This window comes from Blastococcus sp. PRF04-17, assembly GCF_023016265.1.
In the GTDB taxonomy this organism is placed as follows: domain Bacteria; phylum Actinomycetota; class Actinomycetes; order Mycobacteriales; family Geodermatophilaceae; genus Blastococcus_B.
In genome coordinates, this window is record NZ_CP095412.1 from 1706388 (window position 1) to 1724659 (window position 18272).

The 18272-nt window shown below is 73.9% G+C and carries 18 protein-coding genes and 1 pseudogene; 12 read left to right on the forward strand and 7 right to left on the reverse strand.

The features are described 5' to 3' along the window. The first annotated feature begins 144 nt into the window (after nt 1–144). Both pepN and MVA48_RS08665 read left to right on the forward strand, forming a co-directional pair. Nucleotides 145–1485: an aminopeptidase N gene (gene pepN, locus MVA48_RS08660; RefSeq protein WP_246987878.1), complete on the forward strand. Its 1341-nt coding sequence runs from the start codon at nt 145–147 to the stop codon at nt 1483–1485. Beyond that, nucleotides 1371–2696, forward strand: a complete 1326-nt coding sequence (locus MVA48_RS08665) for a M1 family metallopeptidase (RefSeq protein ID WP_246987880.1) — start codon at nt 1371–1373, stop codon at nt 2694–2696. Before pepN ends, MVA48_RS08665 begins: the two co-directional genes overlap by 115 nt. Before the next feature lie 123 nt (nt 2697–2819). Here the strand turns inward: MVA48_RS08665 and MVA48_RS08670 are convergent, their stop codons facing one another. The 3 genes and pseudogenes from MVA48_RS08670 to MVA48_RS08680 all read right to left on the reverse strand — a co-directional run bounded on the left by MVA48_RS08670 (nt 2820) and on the right by MVA48_RS08680 (nt 5246). Then, nucleotides 2820–3284, reverse strand: a complete 465-nt coding sequence (locus MVA48_RS08670) for a DUF5130 family protein (protein ID WP_246987882.1) — start codon at nt 3282–3284, stop codon at nt 2820–2822. Between the two features lie 63 nt (nt 3285–3347). Next, nucleotides 3348–3722, reverse strand: coding sequence for an aa3-type cytochrome oxidase subunit CtaJ (gene ctaJ / locus MVA48_RS08675; protein ID WP_246987884.1), 375 nt, complete (start codon nt 3720–3722; stop codon nt 3348–3350). A gap of 10 nt (nt 3723–3732) precedes the next feature. Further along, nucleotides 3733–5246 (reverse strand): annotated as a pseudogene (locus MVA48_RS08680) (amidase). 27 nt (nt 5247–5273) lie between these two features. On the opposite strand from MVA48_RS08680, the gene kynU reads away from it, so the two are divergent. Next, a complete protein-coding gene (gene kynU / locus MVA48_RS08685; protein ID WP_246987886.1) occupies nt 5274–6539 on the forward strand; it encodes a kynureninase in 1266 nt (421 codons plus the stop codon). Nucleotides 6540–6565: 26 nt separating this feature from the next. Here kynU and MVA48_RS08690 read toward each other — a convergent pair whose 3' ends face one another. Together MVA48_RS08690 and MVA48_RS08695 are read right to left on the reverse strand one after the other, a co-directional pair. Further along, nucleotides 6566–7429 carry an SCO6745 family protein gene (locus MVA48_RS08690; protein ID WP_246987888.1) on the reverse strand — a complete coding sequence of 288 codons (864 nt, stop codon included), beginning with the start codon at nt 7427–7429 and terminating at the stop codon, nt 6566–6568. A 72-nt stretch (nt 7430–7501) separates the two neighbouring features. Then, nucleotides 7502–8020: an HNH endonuclease gene (locus MVA48_RS08695; RefSeq protein WP_246987890.1), complete on the reverse strand. Its 519-nt coding sequence runs from the start codon at nt 8018–8020 to the stop codon at nt 7502–7504. A gap of 210 nt (nt 8021–8230) precedes the next feature. Between MVA48_RS08695 and MVA48_RS08700 the strand changes: the two genes are divergently transcribed. The 9 genes from MVA48_RS08700 (at nt 8231) to MVA48_RS08740 (ending at nt 17254) form a co-directional block, all read left to right on the forward strand. Beyond that, on the forward strand, nt 8231–10321 hold the full coding sequence (locus MVA48_RS08700) for a prolyl oligopeptidase family serine peptidase (RefSeq protein WP_246987892.1): 2091 nt from the start codon (nt 8231–8233) through the stop codon (nt 10319–10321). A gap of 21 nt (nt 10322–10342) precedes the next feature. Further along, nucleotides 10343–11422 carry a mechanosensitive ion channel family protein gene (locus MVA48_RS08705; RefSeq protein ID WP_246987894.1) on the forward strand — a complete coding sequence of 360 codons (1080 nt, stop codon included), beginning with the start codon at nt 10343–10345 and terminating at the stop codon, nt 11420–11422. Then, on the forward strand, nt 11419–12693 hold the full coding sequence (locus MVA48_RS08710; RefSeq protein WP_305852327.1) for an MFS transporter: 1275 nt from the start codon (nt 11419–11421) through the stop codon (nt 12691–12693). The genes MVA48_RS08705 and MVA48_RS08710 overlap by 4 nt, the downstream gene beginning before the upstream one ends. Further along, nucleotides 12690–13127 (forward strand): globin, encoded by a 438-nt coding sequence (locus MVA48_RS08715; protein WP_246987897.1) that lies wholly within the window; start codon nt 12690–12692, stop codon nt 13125–13127. Before MVA48_RS08710 ends, MVA48_RS08715 begins: the two co-directional genes overlap by 4 nt. Beyond that, entirely contained in the window at nt 13124–14686 is a 1563-nt protein-coding gene (locus MVA48_RS08720) for a glycoside hydrolase family 13 protein (protein ID WP_246987898.1), read from the forward strand. The genes MVA48_RS08715 and MVA48_RS08720 overlap by 4 nt, the downstream gene beginning before the upstream one ends. 100 nt (nt 14687–14786) lie before the next feature. Then, nucleotides 14787–15350: a biotin transporter BioY gene (locus MVA48_RS08725; protein ID WP_246987901.1), complete on the forward strand. Its 564-nt coding sequence runs from the start codon at nt 14787–14789 to the stop codon at nt 15348–15350. Beyond that, a complete protein-coding gene (locus MVA48_RS08730) occupies nt 15347–16075 on the forward strand; it encodes an energy-coupling factor ABC transporter ATP-binding protein (RefSeq protein ID WP_246987903.1) in 729 nt (242 codons plus the stop codon). The genes MVA48_RS08725 and MVA48_RS08730 overlap by 4 nt, the downstream gene beginning before the upstream one ends. After that, nucleotides 16072–16719 carry an energy-coupling factor transporter transmembrane component T family protein gene (locus tag MVA48_RS08735; RefSeq protein ID WP_246987906.1) on the forward strand — a complete coding sequence of 216 codons (648 nt, stop codon included), beginning with the start codon at nt 16072–16074 and terminating at the stop codon, nt 16717–16719. The genes MVA48_RS08730 and MVA48_RS08735 overlap by 4 nt, the downstream gene beginning before the upstream one ends. After that, nucleotides 16709–17254, forward strand: a complete 546-nt coding sequence (locus MVA48_RS08740) for an MOSC domain-containing protein (RefSeq protein ID WP_246987907.1) — start codon at nt 16709–16711, stop codon at nt 17252–17254. Before MVA48_RS08735 ends, MVA48_RS08740 begins: the two co-directional genes overlap by 11 nt. Before the next feature lie 13 nt (nt 17255–17267). On the opposite strand, the gene MVA48_RS08745 is transcribed toward MVA48_RS08740, so the two are convergent. Together MVA48_RS08745 and MVA48_RS08750 are read right to left on the reverse strand one after the other, a co-directional pair. Further along, nucleotides 17268–17804 (reverse strand): carboxymuconolactone decarboxylase family protein, encoded by a 537-nt coding sequence (locus tag MVA48_RS08745; RefSeq protein ID WP_246987909.1) that lies wholly within the window; start codon nt 17802–17804, stop codon nt 17268–17270. Then, the gene (locus MVA48_RS08750; RefSeq protein WP_246987911.1) at nt 17801–18241 is read right to left on the reverse strand and encodes a hypothetical protein; all 441 of its coding nucleotides are present in this window, start codon (nt 18239–18241) and stop codon (nt 17801–17803) included. The genes MVA48_RS08745 and MVA48_RS08750 overlap by 4 nt, the downstream gene beginning before the upstream one ends. Nucleotides 18242–18272 lie beyond the last annotated feature (31 nt).

Consider the following 18272-nt stretch of genomic DNA (forward strand, 5'->3'; position numbering starts at 1 on the left):
GGGGAACGCTCCTCGGGTCGTGGTCCGGCCCCGTCGGCGCCGACCTGCTACGCCGAACAATCCGGATCGGCGACGACTTGTTCCCCCGCGCGAGCGAGGCGGGGCCCGAAAAGCATGTCGCCCGTGCATGGAAAGCTGGCCCGTGTGGCCGTTCCGAACCTGACCCGCACCGATGCCGCCGCGCGCGCCGAGCTGCTCGCCGTGCAGGGCTACGACCTGCAGCTGGACGTGACCGACGGGGCCGGGCACCCCGGCGAGGGCACCTTCCGGTCGACCACGACGGTGGAGTTCGGCTGCCGCCGGCCGGGCGCCGACACGTTCATCGACCTGGTCGCCGAGAGGGTGCACTCGGCGACCCTGAACGGCACCGAGCTCGACGTCAGCTCCTACACCGAGGACGGCGGCCTGCCGCTGCCCGGCCTGGCCGAGCGGAACACGCTCGTGGTGACGGCGGACTGCCGCTACTCCAACACCGGCGAGGGCCTACACCGCTTCGCCGACCCGGAGGACGGGCAGGTCTACCTCTACACCCAGTTCGAGCCGGCCGACGCCAAGCGCATGTTCGCCTGCTTCGACCAGCCCGACCTCAAGGCGACGTTCACGATGCACGTGGTCGCGCCGTTCGACTGGCAGGTCGTCTCGAACACGGGCGGCCGCACCATCGAGGCCGGCCCGGGAGGGTCGCAGCTGGCGCACTTCGCACCGACCAAGCGCATCTCGACCTACCTCGTGGCCCTGATCGCCGGCCCGTACGCCAAGGTCACCGACTCCCACGAGGGCATCCCGCTCGGCCTCTACTGCCGGGCGTCGCTGGCCAAGTACCTGGACGCCGACGAGCTGTTCACCGTCACCAAGCAGGGGTTCGACTTCTTCCACCGGGTCTTCGACTACCCCTACCCCTTCGACAAGTACGACCAGCTCTTCGTCCCGGAGTTCAACGCCGGTGCGATGGAGAACGCCGGCGCCGTCACGTTCCTCGAGGACTACGTCTTCCGGTCCAAGGCCACCCGCGCCCGCTACGAGCGCCGCGCGGAGACGGTGCTCCACGAGCTGGCGCACATGTGGTTCGGCGACCTGGTGACCATGCGCTGGTGGGACGACCTGTGGCTCAACGAGTCCTTCGCCACCTACATCAGCACGCTGTGCCAGGCCGAGGCGACCGAGTACACGACCGCCTGGACGACGTTCGCCAACACCGAGAAGGCGTGGGCGTACGCGCAGGACCAGCTGCCCTCGACGCACCCGATCGCGGCCGACATCCCCGACGTCGCCGCGGTCGAGGTGAACTTCGACGGGATCACCTACGCCAAGGGCGCCTCGGTGCTCAAGCAGCTGGTCGCCTACGTGGGCCGGGACGAGTTCCTGGCGGCGTGCAGCGGTACTTCCGGCGGCACGAGTACGGCAGCACCACGCTCGACGACCTGCTCGGCCCGCTGTCGGAGAGCTCGGGCCGCGACCTCACCGAGTGGGTCGACCAGTGGCTGAGGACCAGCCAGGTCAACACACTGCGGCCGGTGTTCGAGCTGACCAACGACGGCCGCTACAAGAGCTTCGCGATCGAGCAGACCGCCGTCGACGAGCACCCCGTGCTGCGCAACCACCGGCTCGCCGTCGGCCTCTACAGCGAGGGCCCGAACGGGCTGACCCGCAGCTCGCGGGTGGAGCTGGACGTGTCCGGCGCCCGCACCGAGGTCCCCGAGCTCGTCGGCCACCCCGTCGCCGACCTGGTGCTGGTCAACGACGACGACCTGACCTACGCCAAGCTGCGGCTCGACGAGCGCTCGCTGACCACCCTGCGCGAGCGGATCGGCGCGATCCCCGACCCGCTGGCCCGCGCCCTGTGCTGGTCGGCCGCATGGGACATGACCCGGGACGCGGAGCTCCCGGCCCGGGAGTGGGTGCAGCTGGTGCTCGCCGGCGTCGACGCCGAGAGCGAGATCAGCGTGGTCCAGTCACTGCTGGCCCGCGTGCAGACCGCGCTGGTCTCCTACGCCGACCCGACCTGGGCGGACACGGGCTGGACGCTGCTGGCCGACCACGCGCTGAAGTCCCTCGAGGCCGCGGCGCCCGGCAGCGACATGCAGCTGCAGTGGTCGCGCACCTTCGCCAGTGCCGCGCGCACCGAGGAGCACGCGGCGATCCTGCGGGGGGTGCTCGACGGGTCGCACACCTTCGAGGGGCTCGAGGTCGACGCCGACGCACGCTGGGCCTTCCTCTCGGGCCTGGTCGCGATCGGCGCGGCCGGTGACACCGAGATCGACGCCGAGGCCGAGCGGGACGCGACCGCGACCGGCATCCGGCGCGCCGCGACCGCCCGCGCACTGCGGCCGACCGCGGAGTCGAAGGCGGAGGCCTGGCAGCTGGTCTGCCGGGACGACGAGATCCCGAACGCCGTCCACGAGGCGATGCTCCTGGGCTTCTGGCACCCCGCCCAGCGGGAGCTCACCGCCGGATACGTCGACCGGTACTTCGAGGAGATCGGTCCGCTGTGGGCCCGGCGGCCCGGTGAGATCGCGAAGAATGCGGTGCAGTACCTGTTCCCGCCGGTGGTCGAGCCGCGGACGATCGCGGCGGCCGACACCTGGCTGGCCGACGCCGTGCAGCCCGCTCCGCTGCGCCGGCTGGTGCACGAGGGCCGCGACGGCATCGCCCGTGCCCTCCGCGCCCGCGAACGCGACGCGGACGAAGGGCTCTGAGACGCTGACCGACGTGGACCGATCGCGGGGGCCGGAGGCCTTCCGATCGGTCCACGGGGAGCGGCTCAGCGGAAGCCGGGAACGGCTCCTGACCGCGGTGCGGTCCGGAGGACCCCTATGTGCTCAGTGCGGGCGGCGCAGGGAGGCGGGGTGGCCCGCCTGGTCGGAGAGCTGCCGCAGGCCGTTGACGATCCCGCCGACGAGGTCACCGGCGGCGAACGAGCCGGTCATCGACAGGACGGCGAGCGCGCACGCGCGGTCGGGCATCCGGCGGGCGGCCGCCGCGCCGGTGACCACCTCGACCACGCGCTGGCCCGGCGAGATGGCGATGAGCACGCATTCCGACGGGTTGGCCCCCGATCGGGCGTGCAGCTCCTCGGCCATCACCCGGGTCCGCTTGCCGAGGTCGCCGATGTAGAGCGTGAACCGGAGGCCGGTCTCCCGGGAGGACATGGTCAGCGCCTCGTCGAGGCGTGCCAGCTCCTGGAAGGTGAAGATCTTGTCGAGCCGGCCGCCCTCGTCGGTCCGCGTCGGAGCCGTCTGGGTGGTGGCCGTGTCGTGGGACTCGGCTTCGAGCGCGCGGGTCATCGCCGGCCTCCAGAGGTGTCGTTCAGGGGGACGTCGGGGCAGGTCGTGGGGGTCACCGGCGGGTCACCAGGTCCCGCGGGCGCCGCCGAGCGGGCCCCCGGTGCCGCGCGGCGGGGCGGAGACGCCGGCCGTGGTGGCACCGTGCGACGCCTGGCCGGGACGGCCGTGACCACCGTCGGTCGGCTCCCCGTACACCGAGGAGCCGATCGCCTGGGTGCCGGCACCGGGAACGCCCGCGCCGTACCCGCCACCGACGCCGTGGCCACCGGCCGGCCCCTCGGGGTGCGGCTCGTACCAGACGGGCTCGTGCTCCCACGGCTGCCCGGACTTGTACCTGGCGCGCTTGCGCCCGCGGGGCCAGTAGATGATCAGCGCCAGCACGGCGATGATGGCCAGCGGGGCGCCGGCGAAGACGAGGAGGGTCTCGGCGACGGTCACGGGCGACAACTTACCGGTCGGACCCAGGATCCATGCCGTTGCTCTCCCAGACCGCGGGGCGGCGGTCCGCCCACGGCCGCGCCGCCTCGACCTGCGCCGACAACGCGAGCAGCGTCGCCTCGTCGGCCGGGCGGCCGACGAGCATGCTCCCGATCGGCAGGCCGTCGGCCGTCCAGCGCAGCGGAACGCTGACCGCGGGCTGCCCCGTGACGTTGAACAGCGCCGTGAAGGCGGCATACCGCTTATTCCGCTCGAAGTCCTCGGCGCCGTCGCCGTCGGCGTCGAACCACCCCAGCGGCCGCGGCGTCATGGTGGTGACCGGTGCCAGGAGGACGTCGAACTCCGCGGTCGCCTGCAGGAACCGGCGGGCGAACAGCCGCAGCGCGGTCAGCGCCTGCATGACCTCCGATGCCGACATGGCCAGCCCGCGGCCGCGCAGCTCCCGGGTCAGCGGCCGGAGCTCCCCGACCCGTGCCGCCGGCACCGGGAGCAACGTGCCGGACAGGGCCCACGCCCGCTCGAACGACGGCAGCACCTCGGGGCCGAGCAGCCCGTGCGGGACGTCGTCCACCGCGTGCCCGAGGCTCTCCAGCAGCAGCGAGGCGTCCTCGAAGGCGTCGACGACCTGCGGGTCCAGCTGCACCCCCGGGATCGCCGACTCGGTGAAGCGACCGATCCGCAGCCGGCCGACGGTGCGGTCGGCCGCGGCCAGGAACGTCTCCCCCTCCGGCAGCGGCGGCGCCCAGGCGAAGTCGCCGAGGACCGGGCCGCTCATCGCGTCGAGCATCGCCGCGGCGTCGCGCACGGTGCGGGTCAGGGGACCGCTCGTGCCGAACCCCGTCACGTCGCCGCCCAGCGGCGCGCTGCTGATGCGGCCCCGGCTGGGCTTGAGACCGAAGATCCCGTTGATCGAGGCGGGGATGCGGATCGAGCCGCCACCGTCGCTGCCCTGGGCGAACGGCACCAGCCCGGCCGCCACGGCCACCGCCGCTCCCCGCTCGAGCCGCCGCCGAGCAGCGAGGTGTCCCAGGCGCACCGGGCCGGACCGGCGAGGTCGTTGTCGGTGTAGCAGGGGTAGCCGAACTCCGGGGTGTTGGTCTTGCCCACGCTGATCGTCCCGGCCGAGGCCAGCGCGGTCACGACCGCGTCGTCCACGGTCGGGACGAAATCGGCCATGACCCGGGAGCCGAACGTGGTCCGGACGCCGGCGGTGTTGTTGAGGTCCTTGATCGCCGTGGGGACGCCGAGCAGCGGGGGCAGCTCCCCGCCCTGGGCGAGGCGGCGCTCCGCGGCCGCAGCTGCGGCGAGGGCCCGCTCGGGCGTGACGGTGATGAATGCGCCGAGGCCGCCGTCGAGCGCATCGATGCGGGCCAGCGAGTGCTCGACCAGCTCCGTGGGGCTCACCTCGCCCGCCCGGACGGCGGCGGCCTGCTCGAGCGCGGTGAGGTCGTGCAGCTGGGTCACGCGATCGCACGTTAGCCCTGGACCCGTGGGCGATTGACCTAGCCCTGGACTCGTGGGCATCGGACAGGGTGCCGTAGGAAGGAGGCCGTGGACCTGACCCGGGACGCCGCCCTCGCCCTCGACGCCGCGGATCCCCTCGCCGGCTTCCGCGGCCGATTCGCCGGAACGGACGACGACTCGGCGGACCGGGTGCTCTACCTCGACGGCAACTCGCTCGGGCGGATGCCGCTGGAGACCCCCGCCGCCCTCCGGCGCGTGGTGGAGCAGGAGTGGGCGTCGGGGCTGGTCGGCTCCTGGTCGTCGTGGATCGGCGAGGCGACCCGGCTCGGCGACCAGTTGGCGTCCGGCGTGCTGGGTGCCGCACCGGGCGAGGTGCTGGTCGGCGACTCCACGACGGTCAACCTCTACAAGCTGCTGGTCGCCGGCGCCGAGGCCCGCCCCGGGCGGGACGTCCTGGTGTGCACCGCCGACGACTTCCCGACCGACCGCTACGTCGTCGCCGGTGTCGCGCGGGCGCGGGGCATGACGGTGCGCGAACTGCCCGCCCACATCGACGAGGGCCCGGACCCGGCCGGGATCGCCGCGGTGCTCGACGACCGGGTCGCCGTCGTCGTCCTCTCCCACGTGGCCTACCGGTCGGGGGCGCTGGCCGACCTGGCCGGGATCACCCGTCAGGTGCACGACGTCGGGGCGCTGGTGCTCTGGGACCTGTCGCACTCGGTGGGCTCGGTGCCGGTCGGCCTGGCCGCGGCCGACGCCGACCTCGCGGTGGGCTGCGGCTACAAGTACCTCAACGGCGGCCCGGGAGCGCCGGCGTTCCTCTACGTGCGCCGGGACCTGCAGGAGCAGCTGCGCTCCCCGATCCAGGGCTGGTTCGGGCAGCGGGACCAGTTCGCCATGGGCCCGGAGTACGACCCGAGCCCGGGAATCGAGCGGTTCGGCGCCGGCACCCCGCCGGTGCTCGGCATGGCCGCGCTGGAGGTCGGCGCGCGGCTGGTCGCCGAGGCGGGCATCGATCGCCTCGCGGCGAAGGGCCGGGCGATGGGAGAACTGGTCGTCGCGCTGGCCGACGCATGGCTGGCCCGGCACGGTGTCGCCTTGGCCTCGCCGCGGGACGCCGGGCGCCGCGGATCGCACGTCACCATGACCCATCCGCAGGCCTGGCAGCTCACGCAGGCGCTGATCGACCGGGGCGTGGTCCCCGACTTCCGGACGCCGGACCGGGTGCGGCTGGGCCCGGCCCCGCTCTACACCCGGTTCGTCGACGTCTGGGACGCGATGGACCGCTTCCGCCGGCTGCTCGAGGGCGGCGGTCACGAGGCGTACCCGGCCCAGCGCGCCCGGGTCACCTGAGAGCCAGAACCGCGGTTCTGGCTCCTTCAGCCGGGGTCGGGGACGCCGATCGGGTTGCCCGGCGGGAAGTCCCCGGCCGCGACGATCGCGCGCCGGATCGGGGTGAGCAGCTCGGCCAGCCGGTCGCAGCCGACGTCGCCGAGCGCCTGCCACGGGCGCAGCGCCAGCCGGTCGGTGTCGGTCTCGACCCCGGCGACGACGGTCAGGCCCTCGGCGCTCAGCTCGTCGCCGTCCAGCCAGCCGCGGGCGGTGAGGCGGGTGGCTGCGGCGTCCCACGCGGCGTCGTCCCACCCGCGCGCACGCTGCAGCCACTCGCGGGTGCTGCGACCGGCGGCCGCGGCGAGCACGTGGCCGCCGATCCCGTCGATCTCGCGGACGAGCAGCGCCGCGACGTGCCCGTCGCCCCGGTGCTCGCGCAGGGTGGTGAGCGCCTGCCAGAGCGCCAGGTGCGGCTGGTCCGGCACGGTCAGCCCGGCATTGGCCGCCGCCAGCGGACGGCCGGGCAGGTCGACCGCCGCCGCGGCGGCCCGCGCCAGCCCGGCGGCCTCCGACGCCTCGGCCGACGCCGGCCAGTCCTCGCCCAGGACCCGGCGGACGGCCGCGTCGACACCGGTCAGCCGCGCCGCGAGCGCCTCGGCCGGGCGGACGGCGTCCCAGACGGCCGGGACCCGGCGGGCGACGAACCCCGGCTCGAAGTTGGCGAACGTCGCGGTCACGACGTCCGGGCCGACCGGTCCGAGCGGCGCGGCCCGGAAGGCGAAGTAGGTCCGCCAGAACCCGGCCAGCCCGGCCGCCTCACCGGCTGCGCGGCACTCCGCGGCGAAGTAGATCAGTGCGTGCAGCGGCTCCCCGAGCGCCCACAGCCGGCGCGCGGTCGCCGGGGAAGTCATCTGTTCGACCCCCTCCCGAGGCTCGTCCCGAGCGTGCGAGGGATGAGGAGGAGGGGGGCCTCTTTCACGCACTCACGCTCTCGGGCACGCCCAGCCACTCACGCCAGCGCGGGTCGACGGTGCGGGTGCCGAGCAGTCGCCACGCGGCGCCGCTCGGCGTGCGCGGGGGTGTGGCAGCGCCCAGCCCATCTCGGCCAGCGACCGGTCGGCCTTGGTGTGGTTGCAGCGACGGCAGGCGGCCACCACGTTGTCCCAGGTGTGCGTGCCACCGCGACTGCGCGGGACGACGTGGTCGATGCTCGTCGCCGAGCCGCCGCAGTACACGCACGTCTGCCCGTCGCGGGTGAAGACGGCGCGGCGCGACAGCGGCACCGACGTCGGGAACGGCACCCGGACGTAGCGGGTCAGCCGTGCGACGACGGGCACCGGGAGGCTGATCGTCTCCGCGTGCACGACGTCGGGAGCGGAGTCCACCGACTCCGCCTTCTCGGCGAGCACCAGCACGATGGCCCGACGGCTGGACACCACGCAGAGCGGCTCGTAGGTGGCGTTGAGGAGCAGGGTGGCGCCCGTGGTGCCCCGCGAGGGCACGGGCAGGATCGATGGATGATGGGGGTCGCGACGCGGGGCTGGATGACCCGCCTTCGACGACCCGCTCGCTGCACGCGGCACGGGACACCTCCGGTCGCCCCGGACCGCCGGTGGCTCCGAGACCCGCGGGCAGGCTCATTCTGACCCGAGAACACGCGATCGGCGCATTCGTAATCGTCCCGTGACGGGCGGCGAACTACCGTTGGTGCGATGCGCTACCCCGAGGCCCCCCGGCTCGACCTCGTCGAGGACCTGCACGGACACCGCGTCGCCGACCCGTACCGCTGGCTCGAGGACCCCGCCGACCCGCGGACCCAGGAGTGGACGCAGGCCCAGGACGCCCTGACCGAGCAGGTGCTCTCCGGCCTGTCGCTGCGGGAGGAGTTCGCCGCGCGGCTGGAGAAGCTGGTGCACGCCGGCGCCGTCGGCGTGCCGGTCTGGCGCGGCGAGCGGGCGTTCTCGACGCGCCGCGACCCCGGCCAGGAGCACGCCGCCCTCCGGGTCCGCGAGCCCGACGGCAGCGTGCGGGTCCTGGTCGACCCGATGCAGCTCGACCCAGCCGGCACGACCACGCTCGACGCCTGGTCCCCGTCGTGGGAGGGCGACCGGCTGGCCTACCAGGTCTCCACCGGCGGCGACGAGGAGTCGAAGCTCTTCGTGCTCGACGTGGCCACCGGCGAGGTGCTCGACGGGCCGGTCGACCGATGCCGCTACTCCCCCGTGGCCTGGCTGCCCGGTGGCGAGGAGCTGTTCTACGTGCGCCGGCTGGCGCCGGACCTGGTCCCGGCCGGCGAGGAGCAGTTCCACCGGCGCGTCTGGCGCCACCGCGTCGGCAGCTCCGCCGAGACCGACGACGTGCTGGTGCACGGCGAGGGCACCGACCCCACCACCTACTTCGGCGTGCACACCAGCCGCGACGGCCGATGGCTGGTCGTCTCCGGCTCGGCCGGCACCGCGCCGCGCGACGACGTGTGGATCGCCGACCTCGCCGGCGATGCCCCTGACGACCCACCCACCCTGCGCGACTTCCAGGTGGGCGTCGACGCCCAGACCGCCGCCTGGGTGGCCCGTGACGGGCGGCTCTGGCTGATGTCGGACCGCGGCACGCCGCGCTGGCGGCTGGCCGTCGCCGACCCGGAGGACCCGGCGACGTGGGCGCCGGAGCGGTGGCGGGACGTCGTCCCGCAGCAGGACGGCGCGGTGCTCTCCGACGTCGCCCTCGTCGACGGTCCGGACGGCGCCCTGCAGGTCCTGGCCGTGCACGCCGTCGACGCGACCAGCCGGCTCTCGGTGTGGGCGGCGGACGGGGCGGGGCGACTCGTCGACGTCCAAGGTCTCGGCGTCGGCAGCATCTCCGGCGTCAGCGCGCCGCCGGAGGGCGGGACCACGGCGTGGGTCGGCTACACCGACTACGCCACCCCGCCGTCGGTCCTGCGCTGGGACGCGGGCGCGCCGTCCGCCCTCGAGACCTGGGAGCAGGCCGCCGTCGCCGGCGACGTACCGGCCCTGTCGGTCGTCGAGACCCATGCCACGTCCCGGGACGGCACGCCGGTGCACCTGTTCGTGCTCTCCGGATCAGGCGTCGCGGACCGACCGCGGCCCACCGTGCTCTACGGCTACGGCGGTTTCAACGTCTCCCTCACCCCGGCCTACACCGCGCAGGCGCTGGCCTGGGTGGCCGCCGGCGGGGTCTGGGCGGTGGCCAACCTGCGCGGCGGCTCCGAGCACGGCGAGGAATGGCACCGCGCCGGCATGCGCGAGCGCAAGCAGAACGTGTTCGACGACTTCGCCGCCGCCGGCGAGCACCTGGTCGCCCAGGGCTGGACGACGCACGAGCAGCTGGCGGTGATGGGCGGCTCGAACGGCGGCCTGCTGGTCGGCGCGACGCTCACCCAGCGGCCCGACCTCGCGGCCGCCGTCGTCTGCAGCGCCCCGCTGCTCGACATGGTGCGCTACGAGCTCTTCGGGCTCGGCCGCACGTGGAACGACGAGTACGGCACCGCCGAGGACCCGACGGAGCTCGGCTGGCTGCTCGGCTACTCGCCGTACCACGCGGTCCGCGAGGGGACCGCGTACCCGGCGGTCCTGTTCACGACGTTCGAGTCCGACACCCGGGTCGACCCGCTGCACGGCCGGAAGCTCGCCGCGGCCCTGCAGCACGCGACCAGCGCGCAGGCTCCGATCCTCCTGCGTCGGGAGACGTCGGTCGGGCACGGCGCCCGGGCGGTCAGCCGGACCGTCGGTCTGGCCGCCGACCAGCTCGCCTTCCTCGCCGAGCACACGGGCCTCGCACAACCGTGACTGGTGTGACAACAACGATGGGTGTCCTTCGCTGACAAGGGCACCGGTCGCCTGGAAGTATTTCCGGTGATGAATCGATCACCCGTCGTGTTCGCCGCGGCCGACAGCGGTCCCACCGCCGTCCCCGGCTGCGTCGACGAAGCGACGACGCTGTGCGCCAAGGTCTACGACTGGTCCGGCCTGGACTGGCTGGCCGCCAACGCCGACGCGCTGATCGCGAAGCCGGCCAGGATCCTGCTGGTCGTCGCGCTCGCCGCCGTCGTCCGCGGGCTCGTGCACCGGGGCATCCGCCGGCTGACCGACCGGACGGCGACCGGCGCCGTCCCGACGATCCTGCGTCCCCTGCGCAACCGGGTGCAGCAGAACACCGACGTGGTCGAGCAGATCACCGAGCGGCGCACCCAGCGGGCCGAGGCGATCGGCTCCGTCCTGCGCAGCTTCGCCTCGTTCGTGATCCTCGGCATCGCCGTGGTGATGGTCCTCGGCGAGCTCGGCATCAACCTGGCGCCGATCGTCGCCAGCGCCGGCGTGGTCGGCGTGGCCCTCGGCTTCGGCGCGCAGAACCTCATCAAGGACTTCATCGCCGGCATCGGGATCATCCTCGAGGACCAGTACGGCGTCGGTGACGTCGTCGACCTGGGCCCGGCCAGCGGCACCGTGGAGGCGGTGGGCCTGCGGATCACGCGACTGCGGGACGTCAACGGCGTGGTCTGGTACGTGCGCAACGGCGAGGTGCTGCGGGTCGGCAACAAGAGCCAGGGCTACGCCCAGGTGGTCATCGACATGCCGGTCGCCCACGACACCGATCTCGAGGCCGCCCGCGTCGTGATGCAGGAGGTCGCCGACGCCCTCTACGCCGACGAGGAGTGGGCCGACGTGCTGCTCGCCGAGCCGGAGTCGCTCGGTGTCGAGCACATCACCCCCGAGGGCGTCACGCTCCGGTTGGTCGTGCGCTCGGCCAGCGCCGACCAGTGGCGGGTCGGCCGCGAACTGCGCATGCGACTCAAGGAGCGGTTCGTCGCCGAGGGCATCCGCACGCCCCTGCCCCTGCTCACCGGCGCGGGCGGGGCCACGGTCCCCGCCGCCCCGGGGCCACGCTGAGCGCGCCCGCACGGCAGGCCACGTTCCGCGAGGTCTTCGCCGTCCGCGAGTTCCGGCCGCTGTTCGGCACCTTCCTGCTCTCCACGGCCGGTGACGAGCTGGCCCGTGTGGCGCTGACCGTGCTCGTGTACCAGCGCACCAACTCGCCCCTGCTGTCGGCGCTGACCTTCGCCATCGGGCACTTCCCGTGGCTGCTGGGTGGTCCGTTCCTGTCCACGCTGGCCGACCGGCTGCCGCGCCACCGGGTGCTGATCTGGGTCGACGTCGCCCGGGCGGTGCTGCTGGCGGCCATGGCGGTCCCCGGCCTGCCCCTGTGGGTGCTGCTCGTCCTGCTCTTCTTCGTGTCGATGTGCGCACCACCGTTCGAGTCGGCGCGGTCGGCGCTGATGGCCGACGTCCTCGATGGTGACCGGTACGCCGTCGCCACCTCGCTGACCAACATCTCCCTGCAGCTGTCGCAGGTGGTCGGCTTCGTGGCGGCCGGCGCGCTGGTCGCCGTGCTGAACCCGTCGGCCGCCCTCCTGATCGACGCGGTGACCTTCGCGGTGTCGGCGCTGTGGCTGGCCGCCCGGCTCGAGCGCCGCCCGGCTCCGCTGTCGGAGGTACCGCGGCAGTCGTTCCTGCACGACACCGGAGAGGGGCTGCGGCTGATCCGGCGGACGCCCCGGCTGCTGGCCATCGTGGCCCTGCTCTGGGTGGGCACCCTCTTCGGGTACGCCTCCGAGGGCGTCGCCGTGCCGTGGGCCGACGAGCTCGGTCGAGGCGCCGCCGGGCTGGGCGTCCTGCTGGCCGCCAACCCGCTGGGCGTCACCATCGGCGGCCTCGTCCTCGCGCGGCTGGTCTCCCCCGAGCGGCGCGAGCGCCTGGTGACACCGCTGGTCGTCCTCTCCCTGGTGCCCATCGCGGTCGCCGGGGTCGTCGGCATGGTCGCCGGACCGGGGGCGGTGTCCTTCGCGACCGTCGTGGCCCTGCTGTTCGTCTCGGGGCTGGGCGCGGCGTGGGTGATCCCGCTGAACGTGTCGTTCGTCCAGGCCGTTCCGAGCGCCTACCGGGGGCGCGCATTCGGCGTCGCGGTCAGCGGGCTCTACGGCGTGCAGGGCCTCGGCGCGCTCGTCGCCGGCCTCACCGCCGAGGGCGTGCCGGCCAGCGCGGTGGTGGCCCTGTCGGGTGCGGTCGGGCTGCTCGCGGTGGCGCCGGTGCTGGTGGCCTACCGGCGCACCCAGGGCTCCGTGGCGAGCGCGTCCGCCGGTGAGGGACCATCGGGGGCATGAGCGAGTCGAGCCGGTCCCTGCCCTCGGCGCGCAGCTTCTTCGACGAGGTCGGCGGCCACGAGACCTTCCGCGTCCTCGTCGCACGGTTCTACGCCGGGGTGCGCGCCGACCCGGTGATCGGGCCGCTGTACCCGCAGGACGACTGGGAGGGCGCCGAGGTGCGGTTGCGCGGCTTCCTGGAGCAGTACTGGGGCGGGCCCACCACCTACTCGCAGGAGCGCGGCCACCCGCGGCTGCGCATGCGGCACGCGCCCTTCGCGATCGGGCCGGCCGAGCGGGACGCCTGGCTGCGGCACATGCGCGAGGCCGTCGACTCCCTGGAACTCACCCCCGAGCAGGACGCGACGCTCTGGGGTTACCTGGAGATGGCGGCGATGAGCATGCAGAACCGCTTCCCGGACGAGACCCACGGCGACCTCTCGCCGGCTCGATGAGCGACGCCGAGTGGTGGCGCTCCGCCGTCTTCTACCAGGTCTACATCCGCAGCTTCGCCGACGGGAACGGCGACGGCGTCGGTGACCTGGCCGGCATCCGCAGCCGGCTCCCCTATCTGGCAGGCCTCGGCGTCGACGCCCTCTGGATCACGCCCTTCTACCCCTCGCCCATGGCCGACCACGGCTACGACGTCGCCGACCCCCGGGACGTCGAACCGGTGTTCGGCGACCTCGCGCAGTTCGACGCCCTGCTCACCGAGGCGCACGAGCTGGGCATCCGCGTCACGATCGATCTCGTGCCCAACCACAGCTCGCACCAGCGGGAGTGGTTCGAGGCGGCCCTGGCCGCCGGACCGGGCTCGCCCGAGCGTGCCCGGTACCTGTTCCGCGACGGCCGTGGTCCGGGCGGCGAGGAGCCACCGAACAACTGGCCGTCGGTGTTCGGCGGGCCCGCGTGGACCCGCCTCGCCGACGGGCAGTGGTACCTGCACCTGTTCGCACCCGAGCAGCCCGACCTGGACTTCGCGAACCCCGAGGTGGTCGCCGACCTCGAGGAGACGCTGCGGTTCTGGCTGGACCGTGGCGTCGACGGCTTCCGGATCGACGTCGCGCACGGCATGGCCAAGCCCGACGGCCTGCCGGACATGCTGCCGATGGACGACACCGGCCTGCTCGCCGACCACGGACCCGGCGACCATCGGTTCGACCACGACGACGTGCATCTGGTGCACCGGCGGATCCGCGCGGTGCTCGACGAGTACCCGGGCGCCATGGCGGTCGGCGAGGTCTGGGTCTCGGACGACGACCGGCTCGCCCGCTACATCCGCGAGGGCGAGCTGCACCTGGCCTTCAACTTCAAGCTGACGACCGCCGAGTGGACGCCGGAGGACCTGCGCGACGCCGTCGTCCACTCGCTGGCCACGGTCGCGCAGACGCCCGCGCCGGCCTGCTGGGTGCTGTCCAACCACGACGTGCGGCGGCACGTCAGTCGTTACGGCGACGGCACCCTCGGCCTCCGGCGGGCGCGCGCCGCGGCGCTGCTGCAGCTGGCGCTGCCCGGAGTGGTCTACCTGTACAACGGCGACGAGCTGGGCCTGCCCAACGTCGACGACCTCCCCGAGGCGGTGCTGCAGGACCCGGTCTGGGAGCGCTCGGGGCGCACCCGCCGCGGTCGCGACGGCTGCCGGGTGCCGATGCCCTGGTCGGGCGCCGAGCCGCCGTTCGGCTTCTCGACGGCGGAGTCGACGTGGCTGCCGATGCCGCCGGCGTGGGCGGGGGTGACGGTCGAGGCACAGGACGCCGATCCGGCTTCGATGCTGTCGCTGTACCGAGCGGCGCTGGCGCTGCGAGCCTCGTCGTCCGCCTTCTCCGGCGAGGGTCTGACGTGGCTGCCGGCACCGGAGGGATGCCTGGCCTTCCGCCGTCCCGGCGGGCTGGTCTGCCTGCTCAACCTGTCCGAGGACGCCGTCCCGCTGCCGGAGGGCAGGGTGCTGCTGGCCAGTGCCGACGTCGCCGACGGGATGCTGCCCACCGACGGCGCGGTCTGGCTGCAGGCCTGACGTTCCGGGAGCGGGCGGGGTCCGTAACGGCCGCTCCGGTACCTTCCCGGCGACGACGACGCCCGCCGCCCGCGGGCGCCTGCCCCTCGGGAGACGGCTCGTGAAGACCAAGGACCTCGCCTACATCTCGCTGTTCGCCGCGATCACCGCGGTGCTGGGCCTCGTGCCGGCGATCAACGTCGGGCCGGTGCCGATCACCGCGCAGACCCTGGGCGTGATGCTGGCCGGGTCGATCCTCGGCGCCCGCCGCGGGTTCCTGTCCCAGCTGCTCTTCCTGGTGCTGGTCGCGCTCGGGCTGCCGCTGCTGGCCAGCGGCTCCGGCGGCCTGGCGGTGTTCGCGCTCCCGTCGGCCGGCTACCTCCTCAGCTGGCCGATCGCCGCGTTCGTCATCGGCCTGCTCACCGAGCGGTTCTGGGTCCGCTACAACCTCGCCTGGGGCATCGTGGCCAACGTCGTCGGCGGCATCCTGGTCATCTACGCGATCGGCGTGCCGGTGCTGGCCGCGATCGCCAACCTCTCCCCCGGCGCGGCGATCGTCTCCGGCGCGCTGCCGTTCCTCGTCGGCGACACCGTCAAGGCCGTCCTGGCCGCGGCCGTCGCCGTCCAGGTGCGCCGGAGCTACCCGGTCATCGAGCGACCCCAGCGGGCGGTCGCCGTCCGGTGAGGCTCCGGCGGGAGACGGCCGAGGCGGTCGCCGATCCGACCCGGGGCGTCGAGCTCCGGGGCGTCGGGCACGCGTACGGCGAGCGGGTGGTGCTCCGCGACGTCGACCTGAGGCTGACCGAGCGCCGGGTCGGGGTGGTCGGCGCCAACGGGTCGGGCAAGAGCACGTTCGCCCGGCTGCTCAACGGCCTGGTGCAGCCGACGTCCGGCTCCGTGCTGGTCGACGGCCTGGACACCCGGACGGCGCTGCGCGAGGTCCGGCGGCGGGTCGGGTTCGTCTTCCAGGATCCCGACGCGCAGATCGTCTACCCGACCGTGGCCGAGGACGTCGCCTTCGGGCTGGAGAACCAGGGCGTGCCCGTGGCCGAGCGGGCTGCGCGGGTCGCCGAGGTCCTGGAGCGCTACGGCCTCGACGGGCACGCCGACCATCCGGCGCACCTGCTCTCGGGCGGGCAGAAGCAGCTGCTGGCCATCGCGGGCGTGCTGGTGATGCGGCCGGCCCGGATCGTGTTCGACGAGCCGACGACCCTGCTCGACCTCGTCAACACCCGCCGGGTGGCGCAGGTGATCGACGAGCTCGAGCAGCAGGTCGTGGTGGTCACCCATGACCTCGAGCTGCTGGAGCGCTTCGACCGGGTGCTGGTGATCGACGGCGGCCGGGTCGTCGAGGACGGCGCTCCGGACAGCTCGATCGCCGCCTACCGCGCGCTGGTGGTGCACCGGTGACGCTGGCGCTGTACGTCCCGCGGGCCAGCCTGGTGCACCGGGCCCCGGCCGGCGCGAAGCTGCTCGCCCTGGTCGCCGTGAGCGTGCTGCTCTTCGTCGTCCCCACGCTGCCCGTGGTGACGGGGGCCCTCGTGCTGGTCGTCCTGGTCGGGCTGGTCGTGGCGCAGCTGCCGGTGGTCACCCTGGCGCGCCAGGCCCGGGCGGTCCTGTGGTGGCTGGTCGCCATCTTCGTGCTGCACGCGTTCGTGACGGACCTGGCGACCGGGACGCTGACGGTCATGCGGCTGCTGGCGCTCGTGCTGGCCGCAGCGGTGGTGACTGCGACGACCCGGGTGAGCGCGATGGTGGCGGTGGTGGAGCGGGTCTGCCGGCCGCTGTCGGTGGTCGGTGTGCGGCCGGCGCGGATCGGGCTGGTGATCGCGATGGCGCTGCGGTTCATCCCGCTGCTGATCGAGCGCGCCGACCGCATCCGGGAGGCGCAGGCCGCCCGCGGCGGGACCCTGCGGGGCCTGCACGGCCTGCGGACGTCGGTCGTGCCGTTGCTCGTGCAGGTGCTGCAGCTGGCGCACACCGTCGCCGAGGCGCTGGACGCGCGCGGGGCCGACGACGTGCCCGTCCGGCGAAGGGGAGCCCGTGCCGCGTGACCCCGTGGGCGGCTCCGTCGCCGAGATCTGGCTGGCCGATGCCGCGGCCTCACCGATGCGGCGCGTGCCGTCGGTCGAGGCGATCGCCGGCGTCGGGCTGGCGGGTGACCGCTACGCGCTCGGCGGGGGAACGTGGGCGCAGTACCCGGACCTCGAGAAGCAGGTCACCCTCATCGACCGCTCCGACGTCGCCGCGGTCGCCGCCGAGACGTCGTCCTCGATCACCACCGGGGACACCCGGCGCAACGTGGTGACCACCGGTGTCGACCTGCCCGCGCTGGTGGGCCGGTGGTTCACCGTCGGGGACGTGCTGCTCTTCGGCATGAAGCGCTGCCCGCCGTGCACGCACCTCGAGCGGTTGACGGGTGTGAAGCTGGTCAAGGCGATCGTCCACCGGGGCGGCATCAACGCGGCGGTGTTCGCCGGTGGCACGGTGGCCGAGGGGTCGCCCGTGCGAGCCGTCTCCGAGGAGGAGGCGATCGGTCGGGGTGCCCCGACCGGTGCCGACCGGCCGGTCCCGCGCATCGTCGGGTGAGCGCAGCGCCGGGTCAGACCGCCGCGGGGGTGACCGGCCCTCCGATGACGAACCGGCCGCTGTCGTCGAAGCGCAGCCGGCTGAGATGGTCGTCGGCCGCCGCCGGCTCGATGCGGAGCGCCACGAGGACCTTCTGCACGCTCCACTTCATGACGTCCAGGCAGATCTCGGCGATCTGCGCGTCGGTGAAGTGCCCGCGGGCCTGCCGGCGGAGCGACGGGTCGATCGCGCCCGGATTCATGATGATGGCGTCGGTGAGTGCGAGGGCCGCCTTGTGGCGGTCGTCGAGATCGCTGACCTGCCAGCGGTCGATCTTGGCGCCGAGCTCCTCGTCGAAGCCCTGCTCGAGGGCCGTCTCCAACCGCACCGACCGGCAGCGCCGGCAGTCGTGGTATCGCGCGCAACGGAGCCGGACGATCTCGGTGGTCAGGGGGTCGACGCCGTCGAGGAGGACGACCGCGCTCTCGAATGCTACGCAGGCGTGGTCGAGGTCGGTGCCGTAGCGCGGACCGGGCCCCGAGGGCGGCGGGATGCGGGACGGCTGGCTCATGCGGGCACTTCCGCCTCTCGGTCCTCGTCCGCGAGGACGGCCGAGGCCACGAGGCTCAGCCGCATCCGGAACTCCGTGACGTAGAGGGCGGCGATGAACGTGTGCACGTCCAGCGCGCTCCCATGGGCGAGCAAGGCGTCGACGTGGGCGTCGGTGAGCGCGGCCACCGACATCAGGTACTGCTCGGTGAAGTCGAGGTGGGCGCGTTCCTTGGCGGTGAACAGGTCCGAACGCCGCCAGTTCGCGAGTGCCGCACGTCTCGCCGGGTCCAGCTCGGCCGGCGGGGCGGGGTGGCCCAGCAGCTCGGCCGTCCGTGCCCGGCACAGCTCGAAGACCGCCGGGTCGGGAACGGTCGCGGTGGCGACGGCGGCGGCCCGTTCGAGGGCGTCGCTCGCCTCGGGTTGCAGGGGCCGCAGCAGGGCCAGGGCGTCGGTCACGATGCGGTGACGCTAGCCGCCGACGTCGCTC